The 17,734-nt window shown below is 64.3% G+C and carries 18 protein-coding genes, 1 tRNA gene and 1 pseudogene; 3 read left to right on the top strand and 17 right to left on the bottom strand.

The genetic code is table 11. The features are described 5' to 3' along the window. From JHD07_RS10695 to metG, 3 genes and pseudogenes are all read right to left on the bottom strand, one after another. Positions 1 to 99, bottom strand: a pseudogene (locus tag JHD07_RS10695) (MBL fold metallo-hydrolase); the annotation flags it as partial. Further along, positions 96 to 887 carry a TatD family hydrolase gene (locus tag JHD07_RS10690; protein ID WP_291621756.1) on the bottom strand — a complete coding sequence of 264 codons (792 nt, stop codon included), beginning with the start codon at positions 885 to 887 and terminating at the stop codon, positions 96 to 98. The pseudogene JHD07_RS10695 and the gene JHD07_RS10690, both read right to left, overlap by 4 nt. Before the next feature lie 10 nt (positions 888 to 897). Further along, positions 898 to 2,454 carry a methionine--tRNA ligase gene (gene metG / locus JHD07_RS10685; protein WP_291621754.1) on the bottom strand — a complete coding sequence of 519 codons (1,557 nt, stop codon included), beginning with the start codon at positions 2,452 to 2,454 and terminating at the stop codon, positions 898 to 900. A 7-nt stretch (positions 2,455 to 2,461) separates the two neighbouring features. Here metG and JHD07_RS10680 point away from each other — a divergent pair, with 7 nt between their 5' ends. Further along, entirely contained in the window at positions 2,462 to 3,013 is a 552-nt protein-coding gene (locus tag JHD07_RS10680; protein WP_291621752.1) for a hypothetical protein, read from the top strand. Between the two features lie 49 nt (positions 3,014 to 3,062). Here JHD07_RS10680 and JHD07_RS10675 read toward each other — a convergent pair whose 3' ends face one another. The 3 genes from JHD07_RS10675 to JHD07_RS10665 are packed head-to-tail and all read right to left on the bottom strand — an operon-like array spanning position 3,063 to position 6,054. Next, positions 3,063 to 4,106, bottom strand: a complete 1,044-nt coding sequence (locus JHD07_RS10675; RefSeq protein ID WP_291621750.1) for a DNA polymerase III subunit delta' — start codon at positions 4,104 to 4,106, stop codon at positions 3,063 to 3,065. Continuing rightward, a complete protein-coding gene (tmk, locus tag JHD07_RS10670) occupies positions 4,103 to 4,789 on the bottom strand; it encodes a dTMP kinase (RefSeq protein ID WP_291621748.1) in 687 nt (228 codons plus the stop codon). The genes JHD07_RS10675 and tmk overlap by 4 nt, the downstream gene beginning before the upstream one ends. Positions 4,790 to 4,791: 2 nt before the next feature. Continuing rightward, positions 4,792 to 6,054 (bottom strand): D-alanyl-D-alanine carboxypeptidase family protein, encoded by a 1,263-nt coding sequence (locus JHD07_RS10665; protein WP_291621746.1) that lies wholly within the window; start codon positions 6,052 to 6,054, stop codon positions 4,792 to 4,794. A 154-nt stretch (positions 6,055 to 6,208) separates the two neighbouring features. Here JHD07_RS10665 and JHD07_RS10660 point away from each other — a divergent pair, with 154 nt between their 5' ends. Next, on the top strand, positions 6,209 to 7,165 hold the full coding sequence (locus JHD07_RS10660) for an alpha/beta hydrolase (RefSeq protein WP_291621744.1): 957 nt from the start codon (positions 6,209 to 6,211) through the stop codon (positions 7,163 to 7,165). On the opposite strand, the gene JHD07_RS10655 is transcribed toward JHD07_RS10660, so the two are convergent. The 6 genes from JHD07_RS10655 to JHD07_RS10630 form a co-directional block, all read right to left on the bottom strand. Further along, positions 7,159 to 8,094 (bottom strand): septal ring lytic transglycosylase RlpA family protein, encoded by a 936-nt coding sequence (locus JHD07_RS10655; RefSeq protein WP_291621742.1) that lies wholly within the window; start codon positions 8,092 to 8,094, stop codon positions 7,159 to 7,161. The genes JHD07_RS10660 and JHD07_RS10655 overlap by 7 nt on opposite strands. 713 nt (positions 8,095 to 8,807) lie before the next feature. Continuing rightward, positions 8,808 to 9,044 (bottom strand): hypothetical protein, encoded by a 237-nt coding sequence (locus tag JHD07_RS10650; protein ID WP_291621766.1) that lies wholly within the window; start codon positions 9,042 to 9,044, stop codon positions 8,808 to 8,810. 198 nt (positions 9,045 to 9,242) lie between these two features. Further along, positions 9,243 to 9,434, bottom strand: a complete 192-nt coding sequence (locus tag JHD07_RS10645; protein WP_291621764.1) for a hypothetical protein — start codon at positions 9,432 to 9,434, stop codon at positions 9,243 to 9,245. Between the two features lie 226 nt (positions 9,435 to 9,660). Beyond that, positions 9,661 to 10,350 carry an endonuclease/exonuclease/phosphatase family protein gene (locus JHD07_RS10640; RefSeq protein WP_291621740.1) on the bottom strand — a complete coding sequence of 230 codons (690 nt, stop codon included), beginning with the start codon at positions 10,348 to 10,350 and terminating at the stop codon, positions 9,661 to 9,663. After that, on the bottom strand, positions 10,350 to 12,383 hold the full coding sequence (locus JHD07_RS10635) for a VTT domain-containing protein (protein WP_291621738.1): 2,034 nt from the start codon (positions 12,381 to 12,383) through the stop codon (positions 10,350 to 10,352). Before JHD07_RS10635 ends, JHD07_RS10640 begins: the two co-directional genes overlap by 1 nt. Positions 12,384 to 12,530: 147 nt before the next feature. Then, a complete protein-coding gene (locus JHD07_RS10630; protein ID WP_291621736.1) occupies positions 12,531 to 12,827 on the bottom strand; it encodes a hypothetical protein in 297 nt (98 codons plus the stop codon). A 389-nt stretch (positions 12,828 to 13,216) separates the two neighbouring features. Here JHD07_RS10630 and JHD07_RS10625 point away from each other — a divergent pair, with 389 nt between their 5' ends. Further along, positions 13,217 to 13,828, top strand: coding sequence for a hypothetical protein (locus JHD07_RS10625; RefSeq protein WP_291621734.1), 612 nt, complete (start codon positions 13,217 to 13,219; stop codon positions 13,826 to 13,828). 210 nt (positions 13,829 to 14,038) lie between these two features. Here JHD07_RS10625 and JHD07_RS10620 read toward each other — a convergent pair whose 3' ends face one another. From JHD07_RS10620 to ilvD, 5 genes are all read right to left on the bottom strand, one after another. Next, positions 14,039 to 14,428 carry a hypothetical protein gene (locus tag JHD07_RS10620; RefSeq protein WP_291621732.1) on the bottom strand — a complete coding sequence of 130 codons (390 nt, stop codon included), beginning with the start codon at positions 14,426 to 14,428 and terminating at the stop codon, positions 14,039 to 14,041. A gap of 437 nt (positions 14,429 to 14,865) precedes the next feature. Beyond that, positions 14,866 to 14,955: transfer RNA gene (locus JHD07_RS10615), tRNA-Ser, on the bottom strand. Between the two features lie 143 nt (positions 14,956 to 15,098). Next, positions 15,099 to 15,287: a hypothetical protein gene (locus tag JHD07_RS10610; RefSeq protein WP_291621730.1), complete on the bottom strand. Its 189-nt coding sequence runs from the start codon at positions 15,285 to 15,287 to the stop codon at positions 15,099 to 15,101. 272 nt (positions 15,288 to 15,559) lie between these two features. Next, positions 15,560 to 15,883 (bottom strand): hypothetical protein, encoded by a 324-nt coding sequence (locus tag JHD07_RS10605; RefSeq protein ID WP_291621762.1) that lies wholly within the window; start codon positions 15,881 to 15,883, stop codon positions 15,560 to 15,562. A gap of 219 nt (positions 15,884 to 16,102) precedes the next feature. Continuing rightward, on the bottom strand, positions 16,103 to 17,734 hold a 1,632-nt coding region (gene ilvD, locus JHD07_RS10600; protein ID WP_291621728.1), incomplete at its 5' end, for a dihydroxy-acid dehydratase.

Below are 17,734 nucleotides of genomic sequence, written 5' to 3'. Positions count from 1 at the left end.
GTTTTTTGGATTGTTGGGGTCGCACGCGCCCCAGCCCAGCGCCGGGCGCGGCACACCCGCGGATGAACCGGAGCCAAGAATGGTGAGCGCGAGCGTCATGCGGCAACATTCTCCGTCGATGCCTTGCTGAACAGGCGGAAGAAGTTTTCGGTGGTCTGGCGCGAGATCTCGTCAAACGACACGCCCCGTGTCTCGGCGAGCACCTTTGCAACCTCGACCACATAGGCCGGCTCGTTGCGCTTGCCTCTAAACTTGCCGGGCGCAAGATAGGGCGAGTCTGTTTCAACCAAAATACGGTCCGCTGGCAGCTCGGCCGCAAGCGCGCGCAAGGCTTCCGATTTCTTGAAGGTCAGGATACCCGTGAAACCGATATAATGCCCGAGCGACACGGCCTTCAATGCCAGATCGCGTCCGCCGGTGTAGCAATGCAGCACCGCGCGGAACGACCCGTTGGCCGCCTCCCCTTCCAGAATGCGTGCGCAGTCCGCGTCGGCTTCGCGGGTGTGGATCACCAGCGGCAGGCCGGTGGTGCGAGCGGCGGCGATGTGAGCGCGAAAGCCCCTCGCCTGCGCCTCCGGCGAGCCATTGTCGTAGAAATAGTCGAGCCCGGCTTCGCCGAGCGCGACGACCTTGGGATGCTGCGTCAGGGCAACAAGCTCGTCCGGCGCGATGCCGTCCTCCTCGTCCGCGTTGTGCGGATGGGTGCCGACCGAGCAATAGACGTCGTCATAGCGCTCGGCGATCGCGAGCAGGTCCTTCAGCCGCCGCACCCGCGTCGAGATCGTGACCATGCGCGCGACGCCGGCCGCCCGCGCCCGCGACAGGATCCCGTCAAGATTTTCCGCAAAGTCCGGAAAATCCAGGTGGCAGTGGCTGTCGACCAACATGCGGACGCCTTCAGGCTGCCGGCTCGATGTAGCGCGGGAACGCCGGTGTCGGTGCCGGCAAGGTCGAGCCGGGTGCGATGCGGCTGGCGCCGCCGAGCATGGCGAAGCTGCGCTCGGCTTCGGGAATGCCGAGGCTGTCGAGCAGCTTGCCGGAGGCAGTCGGCATCGCGGGCTGAGCCAGGATCGCGATCTGGCGCACGACTTCCGCGGTGACGTAGAGCACCGTCTTCTGCCTGGCCGGATCCGTCTTGGCGAGCGCCCACGGTGCCTCGCCGGCGAAATAGCGGTTGGCCTCCGCGACCACGGCCCAAACGGCGTTGAGCCAATGATGGATCTGCTGCGTCGCCATGGCCTCACGCGAGGCCGCGATCATGCCGTCGGCCATCGCCAGGATCGCCTTGTCGTTGTCGCTGAATTCGCCGGGCTCGGGCAGCACGCCGCCCAGTTGCTTGGCGATCATCGAAAGCGAACGCTGCGCGAGATTGCCGAGATCGTTGGCGAGATCGGCATTGATGCGCGCGACGATGGCCTCGTGATTGTAATTGCCGTCCTGGCCGAACGGCACCTCGCGCAGAAAGAAATAGCGAAGTTGGTCCACGCCGTACTGCTCGGCGAGATTGAAGGGATCGACGACGTTGCCGACCGACTTCGACATCTTCTCGCCCCTGTTGAACAGGAAGCCGTGGGCATAGACCCGCTTCGGCAGCGGAATCCCGGCAGACATCAGAAACGCAGGCCAGTAGACGGCATGGAAACGGATGATGTCCTTGCCGATGATGTGCACGTCGGCCGGCCAGTAGCGCCAGTTCTTGTCGTTCTCGTCGGGGAAGCCGACGCCGGTGATGTAGTTGGTCAGCGCGTCGACCCAGACATACATCACATGATCTTCGTCGCCGGGCACTTTCACGCCCCAATCAAAGGTCGTACGCGAGATCGAGAGATCGCGCAGCCCGCCTCTGACGAAGCTCACCACCTCGTTCTTGCGGGAATCAGGCCCGATGAAATCGGGGTGATCCGCATAGAGCTCGAGCAGCTTGTTCTGGTACTGCGAGAGGCGGAAGAAATAGCTCTTCTCCTCCACCCATTCCACCGGAGTGCCCTGTGGTCCGAGCCGCACGCCGTCGTCGTTCACGCGCGTCTCGTCCTCGGCGTAATAGGCCTCGTCGCGGACCGAGTACCAGCCCGAATAGACGTCGGCATAGATGTCGCCGTTCGCTTCCATGCGCCGCCAGATCTCCTGGCTGGAGCGGTGATGCTGCTCCTCGGTGGTGCGGATGAAGCGGTCGAACGACACGTTCAGGCGCTCGTCCATCTCCTTGAAGCGGCCGGCGTTGCGGGCTGCGAGGGCGGAGACGGACATGTTCTCACCCGCCGCGGTCTGAACCATCTTCTGACCGTGCTCGTCGGTGCCGGTCAGAAAGAACACGTCCTTGCCGTCGAGCCGCGCGAACCGTGCCAGCACGTCGGTCGCGATCGCCTCATAGGCGTGACCGATATGCGGGCTACCGTTGGGATAGGCGATCGCAGTCGTGATGTAGAAGACGTTGTCGCGCGCAGGGGCGGCCACGGGCGCGATGAAATCGGGAGCGACCGACGGATCCTTTGGTGGGCGCGGTACCCTTTTCCTCTTTTTCGGATCGGGCGGCGCGACTTGTGGCGGCGGTGTCTTCGGAGACGGAAGCTTCCGGCCTTTACCAGTTTTTTTCACTCCTCCCTTTGGAGGTTCTTTGCCACGAGTGGTCTTCTTACCAGTGCCCTTCTTTTTCTTTTTGGGGGGCGACTTCTTGGAGGTCTTTTTGACCTTCTTCGCGTCCTTGGCGTTTCTTGCTTTCTCGCGATCGGCACGCGCCTTCGCTGCCTTCTTCCGAGCGGCCTCTTCCTTCTTTTGCTTTGCGGCTCGCTCTTTTTCGGCCTTCTTTCTCGCTCGTTCCTTCGCGGCCTTGTCTCTTGCTGCCTTGTCTCGACGCCTCTGCTCAGCGAGCTTTTTCGCCGCAGCTCGTTCTGCAGCAGTAGACGACTTCTTTTTTGCCCTCTTGCTCGGTTGCTTCTTTGGCTTCTTCGTTGCCACGACGAATTCCTTTACCGGCTTCTCGAAATCTGGAAACGAACCTGAGTTCGATTATTGATTGCGCATGATCTTCTCAGAAAACCGCTGCGCACTTTCCGGATCATGCTTTAGCGCGTTGCGTCCGCCAGCCAGCCGAACACCGAGAAAACCAGGGGCTTGCGCTCCAGATTGTAGGTTTCGGTATCACGCGCGGCGCGGACGATCTTTTCCCATACCTCAGCTAGCCGCGCAAGGCGCGGCAGGTTCTGGTTGGCATGGGCATCGTCTGCATGCAGGCGCTCAGCGATCCAGCGGTCGATGCCGTCGATGAAAGCCGCCAGCGCGACGCGGTCGCTGGTGCCGAGCGAGTCTCCGAGCGTGTGCAATTCGCGCGGATCGACTTGCGGCAGGCGTGCGAGCATGGCCGCCGTGCGCTGCTGGAGCTTGAGCGCATCGCCGCCGAGCAGCGTCAGTGCCCGCGCTACGCTGCCCTCGGAGGCTTCCGCCGCCTCGTGCAAGGCGGGATCGTTCGGATCGAGCTCGGCCGCTGAAGCTGCAGCCCCAATCACGTCATCCGTGGCAAGCGCGCGCAGGCGCAGCTTGCGGCAGCGCGACTGGATCGTGGCGAGCACCCGCGCGGGTGCGTGGCTCACGAGGAGAAACAGCGATTGCTGCGGCGGCTCCTCCAAAATCTTCAACAGCGCGTTGGCGGCATTCGGATTGAGCTCATCGACGGTGTCGACGATACAGATGCGCCAGCCTTCGGCCGCCGCGGTCGAGCCGAAGAAGCCGATCGTCTCGCGTGTCTCGTCCACGGTGATCACGGTGCGCATCACGCCGCGGTCGTTGGCGGTCCGCTCCAGCGTCAGCAGGCCGCCATGCGAGCCGGCCGCCACCTGACGCGCCACGGCGTCATCGGGGTCGATCGCGAGGTCTTCCGCCCGCTGCACGGCAGGCGCGAGCGGCTGCGAATGGGCGAGAACGAAGCGCGCCATGCGATAGGCCAGCGTCGCCTTGCCGATCCCTTGCGGCCCGCCGATCAGCCAGGCGTGTGGAATCCGCCCGCTTCGATAGGCCGCAAGCAACGCCGCCTCGGCCTCGCGATGGCCGAACAGGCGGCTCGTCTCGCGCGGATGCGGAACGGTTTCGCGCTCGGCCTGACGTGGGCTCATGCCGAAATCACCGACGCAGGCGTGGGGAGAAGACGCTCGCGCAGCACCGTCCAGATCCGTGCGGCGACCGTGTCCGGGTCGGAATCGGCGTCGATCAACACGCAGCGCGCGGGATCCTCCGCCGCGATCTTGCGATAGGCTTCGCGGAGGCCCTGGTGGAAGCTGAGCTTCTCGGCCTCGAACCTGTCGGGGATGCCGCTGCCGCGGCGCGCGGCGGCGCGTTGCAGGCCGATCTCGACCGGCAAATCGAGGATGATGGTGAGGTCCGGCTGGAGGTTGCCGATCGTCACCCGCTGCATTGCGTTGATCAGTCCGGCCGGCACCTGGCCGAGGCTGCCCTGATACGCCCGCGTCGAGTCGGCGAAGCGATCGCACAACACCCAGACGCCCTGGCTCAGCGCCGGCTGGATCACGGTGCGGACATGGTCGTCGCGCGCGGCGGCAAACAGCAGCGTCTCGGCCTCCGGGCCGAGCAGCTTGCCCATGCCCGACAGCACCAGATGACGCATGATCTCGGCGCCCGGCGAACCGCCCGGCTCCCGCGTCACCCGGATGCGCAGCTTCGCCGCCTTGAGGCGATCGGCGAGCTTTTTGATCTGGGTCGACTTGCCGGTGCCCTCGCCGCCTTCAAAGGTGATGAAGCGTCCGCGTCCGGACGGCCGCTGTGCCGCGCTCTCACTCATGATCAGAGCTTCTCGGCGCCTGCGCGGAACATGCCGATCACGAGCTCGCTGGCGCCGTCGATGGCGCGGCGCATTGTCGAGCCGGTGCCGATGGCCTCGGCCGCATAGACCGGCGTCTCCACTGCGATGTTGCCGCTGCGCCAGACTCTGACCACGCCGACCCGCTGGCCGGCCTCGATGGGCGCCCGCACCGGGCCGCTATAGACAATGCGCGCAATCAGCTTGTCGTTGCCGTTCTTGTGAACCATCACCTTCACGGGTGTCTTGGCGACGAGCTTGACCGAGCGGCTCTCGCCGCCGAACACCTTGGCATAGCCGACGGGCTGCTCGGCCGCCATCAGCGTACGGGTCTCGAAATTGCGAAAACCCCATTCCAGCATCTTCTTGGCTTCGCTGGCGCGATCATCGGCATCTTCGAGCCCGTTGACGACGACGATCAGGCGCGTGCCGTTCTGCACGGCCGAGCCGACCATGCCGTAGCCGCCTTCCTTGGTGTAGCCGGTCTTGAGGCCGTCGGCGCCTTCCAATGAATTAAGCAGTGGATTGCGGTTGGGCTGGCGGATCTTGTTCCAGGTGAACTCCTTCTCGCCGAACAGTTTGTAGAACTCCGGGAAGTCGAGAATGATGTGGCGGGCGAGGATGCCAAGCTCGCGAACCGTCATCTTGTTGCCGGGGTCCGGCAGGCCGCTGGAATTGGCGAAGGTCGACCTGGTGAGGCCGAGCTCGCGTGCGCGCTTGGTCATGAAGTCGGCCGCGAAGATCCGCTCATTGCCGGCCATGGCTTCGGCGAGCGCGATGCAGGCGTCGTTGCCGCTCTGGATAATCGCGCCGTGCAGAAGGTCGTTGACCGAGACCTTGCTGTTGATGGCGGCGAACATGGTCGAGCCGCCCGAGGGCGCACCGCCCCGGCGCCAGGCGTTCTCGCTGATCCGGTACTCGTCGGTCAGCTTGATGTCGCCCTTCTTGACCGCGTTGAAGACGACCTCCGCGGTCATCAGCTTCATCATGCTCGAGGGGGCGCGCAGCTCGTCGGCGTTCTTCTCGAACAGCACGCTGCCTGAGGAGGCCTCAATCAGGATCGCGGTCGGGGCATCGCCATCGAAGCCGGTGTCGTCCGCCTTCTTGGCGCCCTGGACGCTCTGGTTGGCGGCATACAGTGCCCCGCCCCAGCCGATACCTGCGATCAGAACCGCCGCGATCAGCCCGCGCGCCAGCGTTCCGGCGGTGAGCCGGTTGAGACGAAGCAAAGACAGACGAAGTGCCATGGCAAAGCCCTGAGGGAGGCGTTCTAACAGCTGGAACAGATGCGAACAACACGCGGCTGGACGCCTGTCCCTGAGATTGCACGATTCTCGCCGCGCCCCTATCGTGGTGCCTGATGTTTCTCGACCAAACCCCTGAAAAAAGGCGGAAAAGCGAATGCCCTCAACCCGCATGATCAAGGCTAACGGGATCGAGCTGTTCGTCCGCGAAGCCGGCCAGGGTCCGCTGGTGGTGCTGTGCCATGGCTGGCCGGAACTCTCCTGTTCCTGGCGCCATCAGATCCCCGCGCTGGCAGAGGCCGGATTTCACGTCGTCGCCCCCGACATGCGCGGCTATGGCCAGAGCGCAGCGCCTGCCGACGTTGCCGCCTATTCGATCTTCGACACCGTCGGCGATGTGGTTGGGCTGGTCCAGGCGCTCGGCGAGACCAAGGCGATGGTGGTCGGTCACGATTGGGGCGCACCGGTCGCCTGGCACGCGGCGCTTTTTCGACCCGACATCTTCACGGCCGTCGCAGGCCTGAGCGTGCCGCCGCCGTTCCGCGGCCGCGGCAAGCCGCTCGATCTGTTGCGCCAGGGCGGCGTCACCAACTTCTACTGGCAGTACTTTCAGACACCCGGCGTCGCCGAGGCCGAGCTCGAACGCGACGTCGCTCGCACCATGCGCATCGTCCTCGGTGGGCGCGGCCTCGCCGATCCCTCCGCGGCGATGTTCGTGCAAGAGGGCAAAGGCTTTCTCGGCCATGCGGCTGACGAGGAGCCGCTACCCGGCTGGCTCAGCGAGGCTGACCTCGCCTATTTCACCGAGAGCTTCCGCAAGTCCGGATTCCGCGGCGGGCTGAACTGGTACCGCAACATCGACCGCAATTGGGAGCTGACGGCGCCCTGGCAGGACGCGCAGATCCGTCAGCCATCGCTGTTCATCGCCGGTTCGAAGGACGCGGTCATCACCGGCCTGATCGGGGCCAAGCGCGTCAACGAGCTCGAGCGCGTGCTGCCCAATCTGAAGCGCAAGCTGATCCTCGACGGCGCCGGCCACTGGGTGCAGCAGGAGCGGCCCGACGAGGTGAACGCGGCACTGGTGACGTTCTTGAAGGAGAGCGCGGCTCAGTAGAGGCCGCGGCCGCTCAGGATGCTGCGGGCCTCGGCCGCGCCGTCCGAGGCATAGGCAGCGGACGGAGCGCTCTCGGTCGCGTAGCTGCCATCGGCGTCGTAGGACACTGCGCGCGCGTTCTGGAGCGCACGGTTCCGGCCACGGCTCGAGGCCGACATTTCTGAGGTCGCATTGAGCGAGGCCATATCGGCCGAGCTGTTGCCGAGATTATAGGGCCGCCCCTCGGGCATCGGTACGTCGCCGCGAATGGCGCCGCGGGCTGATGATGACAGCTCCGGCACAAACGGCTTGGCCGAGGCGACCCGGACCATCGACGGAGACGGCGCCGGAACGCCGGTGCGCAGGGTCGCCAGAAGCTGGCGGTCATCGGAGCCTTCGAGCGGCGCCCGGCCGACATATTCGACGCGGACCTTGGCGACGCCATTTCCTTTGAATTCAAGGAGTTCGGCGGCCTTGTTCGAGACGTCGATGAGACGGTTGCCGTGATAGGGCCCGCGGTCGTTGACGCGGACGATCAGCGACTTTCCGTTCGAGACGTTGGTCACCCGCGCGTAGGACGGCATCGGCAGGGTCGGATGCGCCGCGGTCAGCGAGGTCATGTCGAACACCTCGCCATTGGCGGTCAGGCGGCCGTGGAAGCTGTCGCCGTACCAGGAGGCCATGCCCTCGGCGCGGTAGTTGACGTCCTCCTCCGGCACGTAAGTCCGGCCCGCCACGACATAGGGCTTGCCGACGCGATAGGTACCGCCGCCCTTCGGGACGGGATCGCCGAACGCCACCACGCGCGGGCTTGATGACACCCCGTATTTCGGATCCACCCGGCTCGCGAACTTGTTCGAGGAGGCGCAATTGGCGAGCGCGAGACACGTCGCGACAACCGCAACACCGCGCACGGCTCGCAAAACCGAATCTGACCGCCCGATCCCCATTGACCCCAAATACCACTTCGCCGGAGGCGTACCCAACCCGCTGAGACTACGGGGAGCGCTGTCCAGTCCTTCTGATTCCGAGGCGGCCCACCACCGCTTCGGACGTGGTAAGGATAACGCAACCCGATCACGGCGGAAATGGGGAGCCGCCAAGGATCACGCCGGGATGGTAAACGCCACGTTGGTTTCTCCCCGTCGATCTACGGAGCCGAGGCGCATTCTCTGTGCCAGTCCTGGACATTCTGTTGCGCCAAATCCTCACCCCACCCCCATTGTCTCGCCTCTCACCGAAATTCTTTTGACTGTGCAAGGCCGCACGCGTTTTCTCGGATGCAAGGGCAGGATTTGGAATTTAACGATGATCGAGACGGTTTCGGCACTGATGGGTCTGGTAAGCGCGGGGATCTTCCTGGCCCATGCGTTCGAAGGTTACCGCACGAGGGCCTGACGGCACCCGCGCGGACGGCAAGCATCACCTCTTTCAAAGCGGCGCGTTCGGACGACCTTAATCGATCTGCGCGAGCATCGAAGACGAGAGCGGCAGGTGTCCCATGCGTAACCATGACCTCGTATCCGATGGCTTCCTGGCTCTGACCGCCGGCGGCTTGGTCCTGCTCTGCTCGAGCCTCGTGGCCCTGGCGTTTGCCTGAGTTCTGCTGGAAGCGCATCTATCCGGGTGGAAGCCCACGGGGGTCATCAGCACCTCTCCCGGCTCAACGCAGGCCCAGCAGCGAGCGGCGGTAGAAGCTGCCGCGGGCCTCGTTCAAGCAGACGAAGCTGCCGTCGAAGCCCTGGCCGTACCGCTTCTGGCCCTTGCGGTAGTAGCGGCCCTTTTTGAAATCGAGCCAGACGACCCGGTCATGCGGGCAATGACGCTGCGCCTGCGCCTCGTAGCGAAACGGCGTCAGCGGCGTAGCCCAGACTTCGGCACCTCCTGCGCCGACCAGCATGACGCCCGCGCATGCGATTGCGCCGCACCACTTGCCCAAGCCGCTCCAGGACACGCCCACCTCCCGCTCGCGGCCGTCCTGCGACGGCCGATCGGCACGGTAGCACGAGCGGATACCCACGCGGTAATGGCGGCCGACAATCAAATGCAGGCCGCCAGGAGATGCAATTTTGGTAGTGGCGCGGCGAAGCGTGTTCGCTCAGTCCTTTGCTGCCGCCGCTTCCCGCGCCAGCCGCTCCGCCTTCAGCCGTTCCTTGTTGGCGTAAAACGCTTTTTGCGCCGCTTCATGGTCGCGGATGGCCTTCTCGGCCTCGACGCGACGTGTCGCATCGCGCGCCTGGCGTTGTTCAGGGGTCAGGGGTTTGCGTCGGAACGAAAGGTCTTCAGTCATGTCAAGACAACGCAGCGATGAGGAAATAGTTCCGCATCGTTCCGCTTGCCAGACCGCTGCCCATACAGAGTCTGCGAAAACAACCCCATGCACAGTAGCCAAGTTGTTCTGAATCAATGCCTTTTCCGGAGAGCCCGAGGCTACCGTACCGTCGGGCGAAACACGGTCCTTTCCGACGCTCGAAGTCGTGGATTCGTCGACCTCCCCGGACAGCGGCCTGCGAAGGTCATCGTTCCGCAGCGGCGATCTCGATGTCCGCAATCACGGGCAGATGGTCTGAATAGACCCTGGCCTCCTCGTCGGTCCAGACTTTCCCGATCTGGCTGTCAGGCGTTGCGTAGATCCGGTCGAGCCGCATCAGGGGCAGGCGTGACGGAAAAGTCCGCAGCCGCGTCCGGTTGGGACAGACCTGCGCGAGCACGCGGCGCACCGATCTCACCCAGAACCAATCGTTGAAATCGCCGAGCACGACGGTCCTTGCCGGCTTCACCAGGCTCACCAGAGCACGTGCCTGGGCATACCGTTCGTGAATGCTCAGGCCGAGATGCGTGGCCACTACACGCACATCGCCGGAAGGCGTCAGCAGGTCCGTGGCGATGGCCCGTCGCGGCTCCCGCTCCTGGTATGACACGTCGACGATCTCGGGCATGCTGGAGAACGAGAAGCGGCTGAGCAGCATCTGGCCGTAGTCGCCATCCTCCGTGACGATCGACTTGGCGTGAACGCGGTGATCGCCGACGACACTCGCCAGCTTCGCAAACGGATCATCCGTGCGCGAGCGCGAATCCACCTCCTGGAGCGCGACCACATCGGGGGACCACTTGCGGATGATGGAGCAAACCCCCTCCAGATCGAACCTCGGATTGAGATTGAACGTGCCATGCACGTTCCACGTCATGAAGCGCACCGGCGCCATCAGCGCCTCCCGGCGAGCCACGTCGCGAGGAATTGGGCGCCGGCGCAAACCCCGACCCAGCCCAGGAATGCCAGAATGAGCAGCAATATGTTGCTCCAGGACGCATTTCTGGCGAGCTCTGCGATCTGCGAGCCCAGAACCGCCATCGTGAGGATTCCGGGCGTGCTACCCAGCAAAGTCCCAACCATGAAGTCACGAAGAGGCAGCGTGCTTGCACCTGCCACGACGTTCACCACCGAAAACGGCGCTATGGGAAGCATCCGGATCACGACAACCGCCAGGATCCCCTTCCCGACGATGCGTTCCTGGATGCGCGCGGCACGTCGGCCCAGCAGACGTTGAAGGCGTTCCCGGCCGACGAAGCGACCGATCGCAAACAGGATCAAAGCGCTGAGCAGGACGCCCGCCAAGGCGGTCGCGAACCCCAGCCACGGCCCGAGTGCGGCGGCCGTCGCCGCAATGAGAACCAGAACCGGAAAGACGACGAGCCCGCCGAGGACGAAGGCTGCGATCGCCAATGGCGGCCCCCAGATGGACTGCGAATACGCGGACAGTAGCGCCGAAAGATGACCTGCATCCGCGAGATCGTTCAAGGACGTGTACGACCAGGCCAGCGCCAGCCCGAACAGCGCTACGGCTATCGCCCCGATCCCGATGATGGTTTTCGTCGTCCACATGCGAGATGCCGCGCGCTCCAGATGAAGGGGCAGCTCAGGGTCTGCCACCGGCTGAACCAAGCTGGCCAGCGTGCTGGTTAGAACCGAAGACTCGACTTTCCGCAACGTCTTGGCGCCACGCGCCTTCGACACCTCGTCCAGCAGAGCGAACAGGCGATGCTCGTTTGTCGCGATGGCGTGTTCGTCGAGATCGCAGAAATGGGCGATCAGGCGACGTCGGACCGAAATGATGAAATCCCGATGCTCCTCGGTCGCGGCTTCAAAAATCAGGTCACATTCACTGTCGGCGCCCATCGACCGATTGTTAAGGTTGGCCGAACCGATCCTCAAGATCCGGTCGTCGACGACCATGAGCTTGCTGTGCACCATCACCGCGGCTTCCCTGTTCCCGCTGCGCGAGACCGGGTGGACGAATCGGATGCGATCGGCCACGCCGGCCTCGCTGAAGCAGGCGATGAAGGCACCGCGGCCGTTTTGCATCGCCTGGGATTCAAACCACGACGAATGCAGCTTGGGGGCGACTATCAGAGCGCGGAGCGACGGCACGCGACGCATCTGCTCCGCCAGTTCGTGCGCCATCCTGGTCGCGCTGGTGAACTGATTTTCGATGTACACGAAACTGTTCGCCGAGCGGATGGCCGCAATGAAGGAGCGTTCGACCTCCCTGATGGTCGAACCTGCAGGACTGACCACATCGGTCCTGGCGATACCGACCGGCAAGTCCTGGGCCTCGACCGGCACGTTCGCCGGCCAAAAGTTGCCCTCCAATGGGCGCCGTTCGTCCGCCGCTTGACCTGCTGCACGCCAGCGTTGCTCCACGAGGTCGAACAGCTGTGCCGCGGCATCGCCGTCGACCAGGCACTGAACATCATGAAACGGCGGGTATGGCTTGCGCTGGGGGTCGCAACGCATCGCGAAATCGGCACGGTGATCACTCGTGTCCCAGCGCCTGATCGTCAGATCCAGCCCGCCGACGAATGCCAGCGCACCGTCGACACAGACGATCTTCTGGTGCTGGGCCGAACCGAATGGCAGCGTGGCGTCCAGATGAAATCGGACGCGGCCATCCGTGCCGGCGGTGAATTTCGCCGCCGAATTCCATTCCCGCTCCGAGGCATAAAACGAGACGAAGTCCCAGACGAGAATGTTGATGCGCAAGGCGGGGCGCCGCTCGACCAGTGCGCGCAGGAACGGACCGAGCTCCTCGGGCAGGCCGTCGTCCGCACGTCCGGAAGCACCGACCAGACGGGTCCTGCTGTGGATGTCCCACCCGACGATGTAGACGAGATCCTGCGCCGCCAGCAGCGTTTCCCGCAGGGCTGCGAAATAGGCCGCCGCATCGTTCAGAACCGCCACGCGCCTCGCCTCGCACCGCCGCCAGACGGTGTCGCCGGGAATCAGGATCGATGCACTCTGAAGCAGGTGAACCTCGCAATTCGCATGTCGCGTCTAAACGCACCGCATGCTCAGCGGGTTCCACGAACGCTGTTCGGTTGCAAACGGCTATGTGGTGCGAACGGCGCGTGCGCCTGCGCTCCTGAGGGCATCCACGATCCGCTCAGGCGCATCTCCGTGGAAATCCACGGAAACCTCGATCAAACCGTCCAACTTCGCCCCACCCTCAGGCGCAGGCGCGGACTTGACGTCGGGACCTGACGGGCGTGTGCCCGCCGTGTTCGCGCCGCCCACCGGCTGAACGAACACGTCGCTTCGCGGCACGCCGCATTCCTGCACGACATGCTCGACCGCAAGCTCTGCGCCGCGGCGCGTGTCGAATTCTCCGACGATGGTGCTTTCCAAGAATGCTCTCCGTGTCTTCGAGAGCGCGACAACGGTCCAGCTGGGCCCAAGTTCCTGAACCGACGAGATCTCAGCCCGAGATCATGGATCGGCACCCGAGCGGTGATGATCAAAACCGAATGATGCCGAGCAGAAAGAGCAGCGCAACCGTGATCAAGCCCGATATCAGCAGCGAGCCAAGACATCCCAGCCGGTTCGAGAAAAAGAAGAACATGCGTTGGCCCACCGTGACGCTTGGCTAATCTCTCCGGTTCGTTAGCGTTCCTGGCGGCTTTCGCCTGTTCCTATCGTCGCTCGCCGGCGCTTCAGGCCCAAGGGCATTGAGACAGGTCAATACAGGCAAGCCCGGCTCTGGAATGATCGCCTCGGCAAGACAACGGAGGCCGGCCATGTCACAGCAGAGCAGCATGCATTACTATCTGAATTGGGCCAAGGAGCGGATCGACGAAATGGACGCCGCTTTGGCTTCCTTCGAGGTCAAAGCGGGCCAGGCCAAGGCCGAGTCCAAGGTCAGGACTGATCAGTTCCTGTCCGACCTGACGCAGCGCCGCGACGAGTTTCAGCAATTGCTCAAGGCCAAGGCGCAGGCCGGCGAAGCCGCATGGGCGGATGCCAAGGCCGACATGGAAAAGCAGTGGAACGGATTCGAGGCCCAGGTGAAGGCTTACTTCGAAGGCGCCGGCAAAGAGCTCGAGCAGCAGCAAGCGACGTTCAAGGATCTCGCGGCTGCACAGGCCAAGGCCTGGCGAGAGGCCGCCGACAAGATCGGCGAAGCCGCAAGCAAGGTGGCCGCAGCCCGCACCGTGGACATCGACGCCGCGCTCAAGCAGATGAAGTCCGATGCCTCCGAAGCAGAAGCACGCTTGCAGAAGCTGAAACAGGCCGGCAGCGAGTCCTGGTCGGTGATGAGCGCCGCGCTCGCCGATTCCCGCAAGGCGTTCGATCAGGCAAACAAGGCCGCGTGGGACGCGCTGAAGGGCGCTGCTGACACGAAGAGCTGAGAGTTTGGCTTCAGTCGCATCCTCAGGAGACGGGCGTGGGAGGGCGTGTGGTTACGGCCCCGAACGTCCCTCTCCTCTTCGGCCGACACCGGGACAATAGCAGCTGCCGGCACATGCTCGACTGCATCGGCCTCGGATGCTCTCCCTGAATTCGGGCGAGCGCAGCCAATGCGGGACATGATGTCGGCGTCGAGATGCCGGCTGACGAGGCTAATATCGGTAATGCCGCCGACCTTGCTGAAACTGAGGCGGCACCGTGCCGTTGGGATAGCATTGTCCATCCCTGATATCGAGATCGGCACCGTGGCCGCACGGGACGGGATACCTTCCACCGCGATATTGCCCACCGCCGCGGTAGTACCCTTCGCGCTGGTAGCCGCCGCCGTCATGATACCTGCGCCGATAGGCATCCATATCCTGGGGCGGCAAGACGCCGTTCGGATAGCACATCCCGTCGCGGGCACTGAGGTCCCAGCCGTGGCCGCACGGTGGATAGCGTCGCGGCACGCCATACTGCACCTGCTCGACGGGGGGTCGAACGTCCTGGACCGGCAAAGCCTGACCCGTGAATAGCGCTGCGGCGAGACCGAGAAAAATCATCTGACAACCTCCATAAGACCTACCATGCTTCAACGGGGATGAACCCGCTGTGAATGGCACCGAACTGCGCGAATCCTCGCGACGCGTACCTTGCGGCGAGGGTTCAGGTCACGACGCGGAACTGCAGACCGCCGCTCCCGTGAGGATCCTGCGCGGGCATCCCGCTATCGCAACGTGCTCCACCGTCATTCTGTCGATTCCTGGCGTTGGGGGATCGCTGGTGATCTGCCTTCCGTCCCTGGTCCGCAACTCAAGCCTATTCGATTCCGGGATCGCGTTGTTGCGCCTTCGTGACGACCACGGGCTGGCAGGCGTGAACAATCTCACTGACAGGTAAGGCAAGCCCGGAGACATGGCATTGCCGGCCACCGACGATGACATGTTGCTCTGAACGCAGGCCAAGCCATCGATCCAGGTGATTGATTTTACTGGTGTTTTGGCGGAAGGGGTGGGATTCGAACCCACGGTACCCTTGCGGGCACGCCGGTTTTCAAGACCGGTGCCTTAAACCACTCGGCCACCCTTCCAGAGCCTGGAATGGCTGTCGCTTAACGTAGTCGACCGCGCAAGGCAACGCCAAGTTGGTGCGGGTGTCGCATCGCTGCGACGGTGATCGTAGGGCAGCGCCGCCAGGAAGGCGCGACGTCCCTCCTTACGCGCAAGCTGCCCCCTAGCTCGACGGGCAATCAACCAGCACGGTGCTGCGAATGTATTTGGTTCGCTGGCGGTCGCTGACAAGGCGGCCGAACTGAGGACTGTAATTGAGGTCGTAGCGGCACCCTGCCCGCATCGCCTTGTAGATGGCTTCCCGCTCGATCACGTAGCTTCCTTGCGGAAGCGTCTTGAGGCGGACCTGCATGATGGTCTGCTCCTGGCCGTGGTCCGGCCGAGATAGGTGACGCGGTCGGTCGAGCCAACCGACCAGACGATCGCACCCCCTGAGATCATCGACACAGCGAGAGCGGCGACCAGCCCGGCTTGCGGTCGCTGAAGGGCTTCGAGAAACAAGCTTATGCCGTTTCGTGTCGTGTCAGGCCCGGCGGTTCAACGAGCTCTCACCTTTCCCTCGCCCAAAAGAAAGCGGCGCTCCCGAAGAGAGCGCCGCGTCAATTCTCACAAATGTGCCGGGACTCAGTAGCCGCAAGACGCGCAGTTCATCTGCACCGGGGCGTAATAAGAGTAGCCCGGCGAGACCATCTCGACGCGCTGGCGCGTGGCGTATTGCGGCGGGATTTGCTGGTACTGCACGCTCGGCGGCGCCACCATCACGGTCTGCGGCACCATCACGGTGCGATACTGCGCCGGTGTACGGTGCGCGACCACGGAGCCCGGCGACACCATCACGGTCTCGTCCACCGTGCGATATTGCGGCGGCACGTATTGCTGCTGATAGCAGGTGGTGCACGGCGGCGGCGTGTAGCAATTGTAGCAGCCGGCGGAGGCCGCGCCCGTCATGGAGATCGCGGCGACGGCCGTGGAGAAAACGACAGCGAGAGTACGAGACATTGTGGCGGTGCCCCAGTTGCCCGAAATGGATTTGCGAAGGTCGCCACAGTATACGCTGCAGAACACAGCCTTGCCGAACTTCGTCGGGGCATCCTTAATGCAAACGGCCGGCTTTCGCCGGCCGTTCAGAACTTGTTGACCATCCGCGCGAGGCGAACGTGCCTGTGCTCACTTCGCGCGCCGCTTCACCTCGCGCACCGCGCCGCGCGCGGCGCTGGTGGTGAGCGCCGCGTAAGCCTGCAGCGCAGTCGAGACGTTGCGCTTGCGACCCGTCGCCTGCCAGGCGGCATCGCCCTTGGCCTCCTCCGCGGCGCGGCGCTTGGCAAGCTCCTCGTCGGAGACTTCCAGCGTGATGCTGCGGTTCGGGATGTCGATGGCGATGATGTCGCCGGTACGGACCAGGCCGATGTTGCCGCCTTCGGCGGCTTCCGGCGACAGATGGCCGATCGACAGGCCGGACGAGCCGCCGGAGAAACGGCCGTCGGTGACGAGGGCGCAAGCCTTTCCGAGGCCCATCGATTTCAAGTAGCTGGTCGGATAAAGCATCTCCTGCATGCCGGGGCCGCCGCGCGGGCCCTCATAGATGATGACCACGACTTCGCCCGCGACGACCTTGCCGCCCAGAATGCCTTCGACGGCGGCGTCCTGGCTCTCGAACACGCGCGCGGGGCCGGAGAATTTCAGGATCGAGGCGTCGACGCCGGCGGTCTTCACGATGCAGCCGTCCTGCGCGAGGTTGCCGTAGAGCACGGCGAGACCGCCGTCCTTGCTGAAGGCGTGCTCGAGATTGCGCACGACGCCCTTCTCGCGATCGGCATCGAGCTCGTCGTAACGGCGCTCCTGGCTGAAGGCGACTTGCGTCGGGATGCCGCCGGGCGAGGCGCGGTAGAAGGTCCGCACCGCCTCGCTCTTGGTGCGCTTGATGTCCCAGCGCTCCAGCGCCTCGTTCATGGTCGGGGCGTGCACGGTCGTAACGGAGGTGTCGAGCAGGCCGGCGCGGTCGAGCTCGCCGAGAATGCCCATGATGCCGCCGGCACGATGCACGTCCTCGACATGGACGTCGGCGACGGAGGGCGCCACCTTGCACAGCACGGGCACGCGGCGCGAGAGGCGGTCGATGTCCTTCATGGTGAAGGGGACCTGGCCCTCATGGGCGGCGGCAAGCAGATGCAGCACGGTGTTGGTCGAGCCGCCCATCGCGATGTCGAGCGTCATGGCGTTCTCGAACGCCTTGAAATTCGCGATGTTGCGCGGCAGCACGGAGGCGTCGTCCTGCTCGTAATAGCGGCGGACGAGATCGACGATGGTGTGGCCGGCCTCGACGAACAGGCGCTTGCGGTCGGCATGGGTCGCGACGACGGAGCCGTTGCCGGGCAGCGCGAGGCCGAGCGCCTCGGTCAGGCAGTTCATGGAGTTGGCCGTGAACATGCCCGAGCAGGAGCCGCAGGTCGGGCACGCCGAGCGCTCGATCACCTTGACGTCCTCGTCGCTGACCTTGGAATCGGCGGCGGCCACCATGGCGTCGATGAGGTCGACGGCCTTGGTTTTGCCCTGCAGCTTGACCTTGCCGGCCTCCATCGGCCCGCCCGAGACGAACACGGCGGGGATGTTGAGCCTGAGCGCGGCCATCAGCATGCCGGGCGTGATCTTGTCGCAATTGGAAATGCAGACGAGGCCGTCGGCGCAATGCGCGTTGGCCATGTACTCGACGCTGTCGGCGATCAATTCGCGCGACGGCAGGCTGTAGAGCATGCCGTCATGGCCCATGGCGATGCCGTCATCGACCGCGATGGTGTTGAA

This window comes from Bradyrhizobium sp. (assembly GCF_016462955.1).
Taxonomy (GTDB): Bacteria; Pseudomonadota; Alphaproteobacteria; order Rhizobiales; family Xanthobacteraceae; genus Bradyrhizobium.
This window is presented reverse-complemented; position numbering and strand designations above follow the sequence as displayed.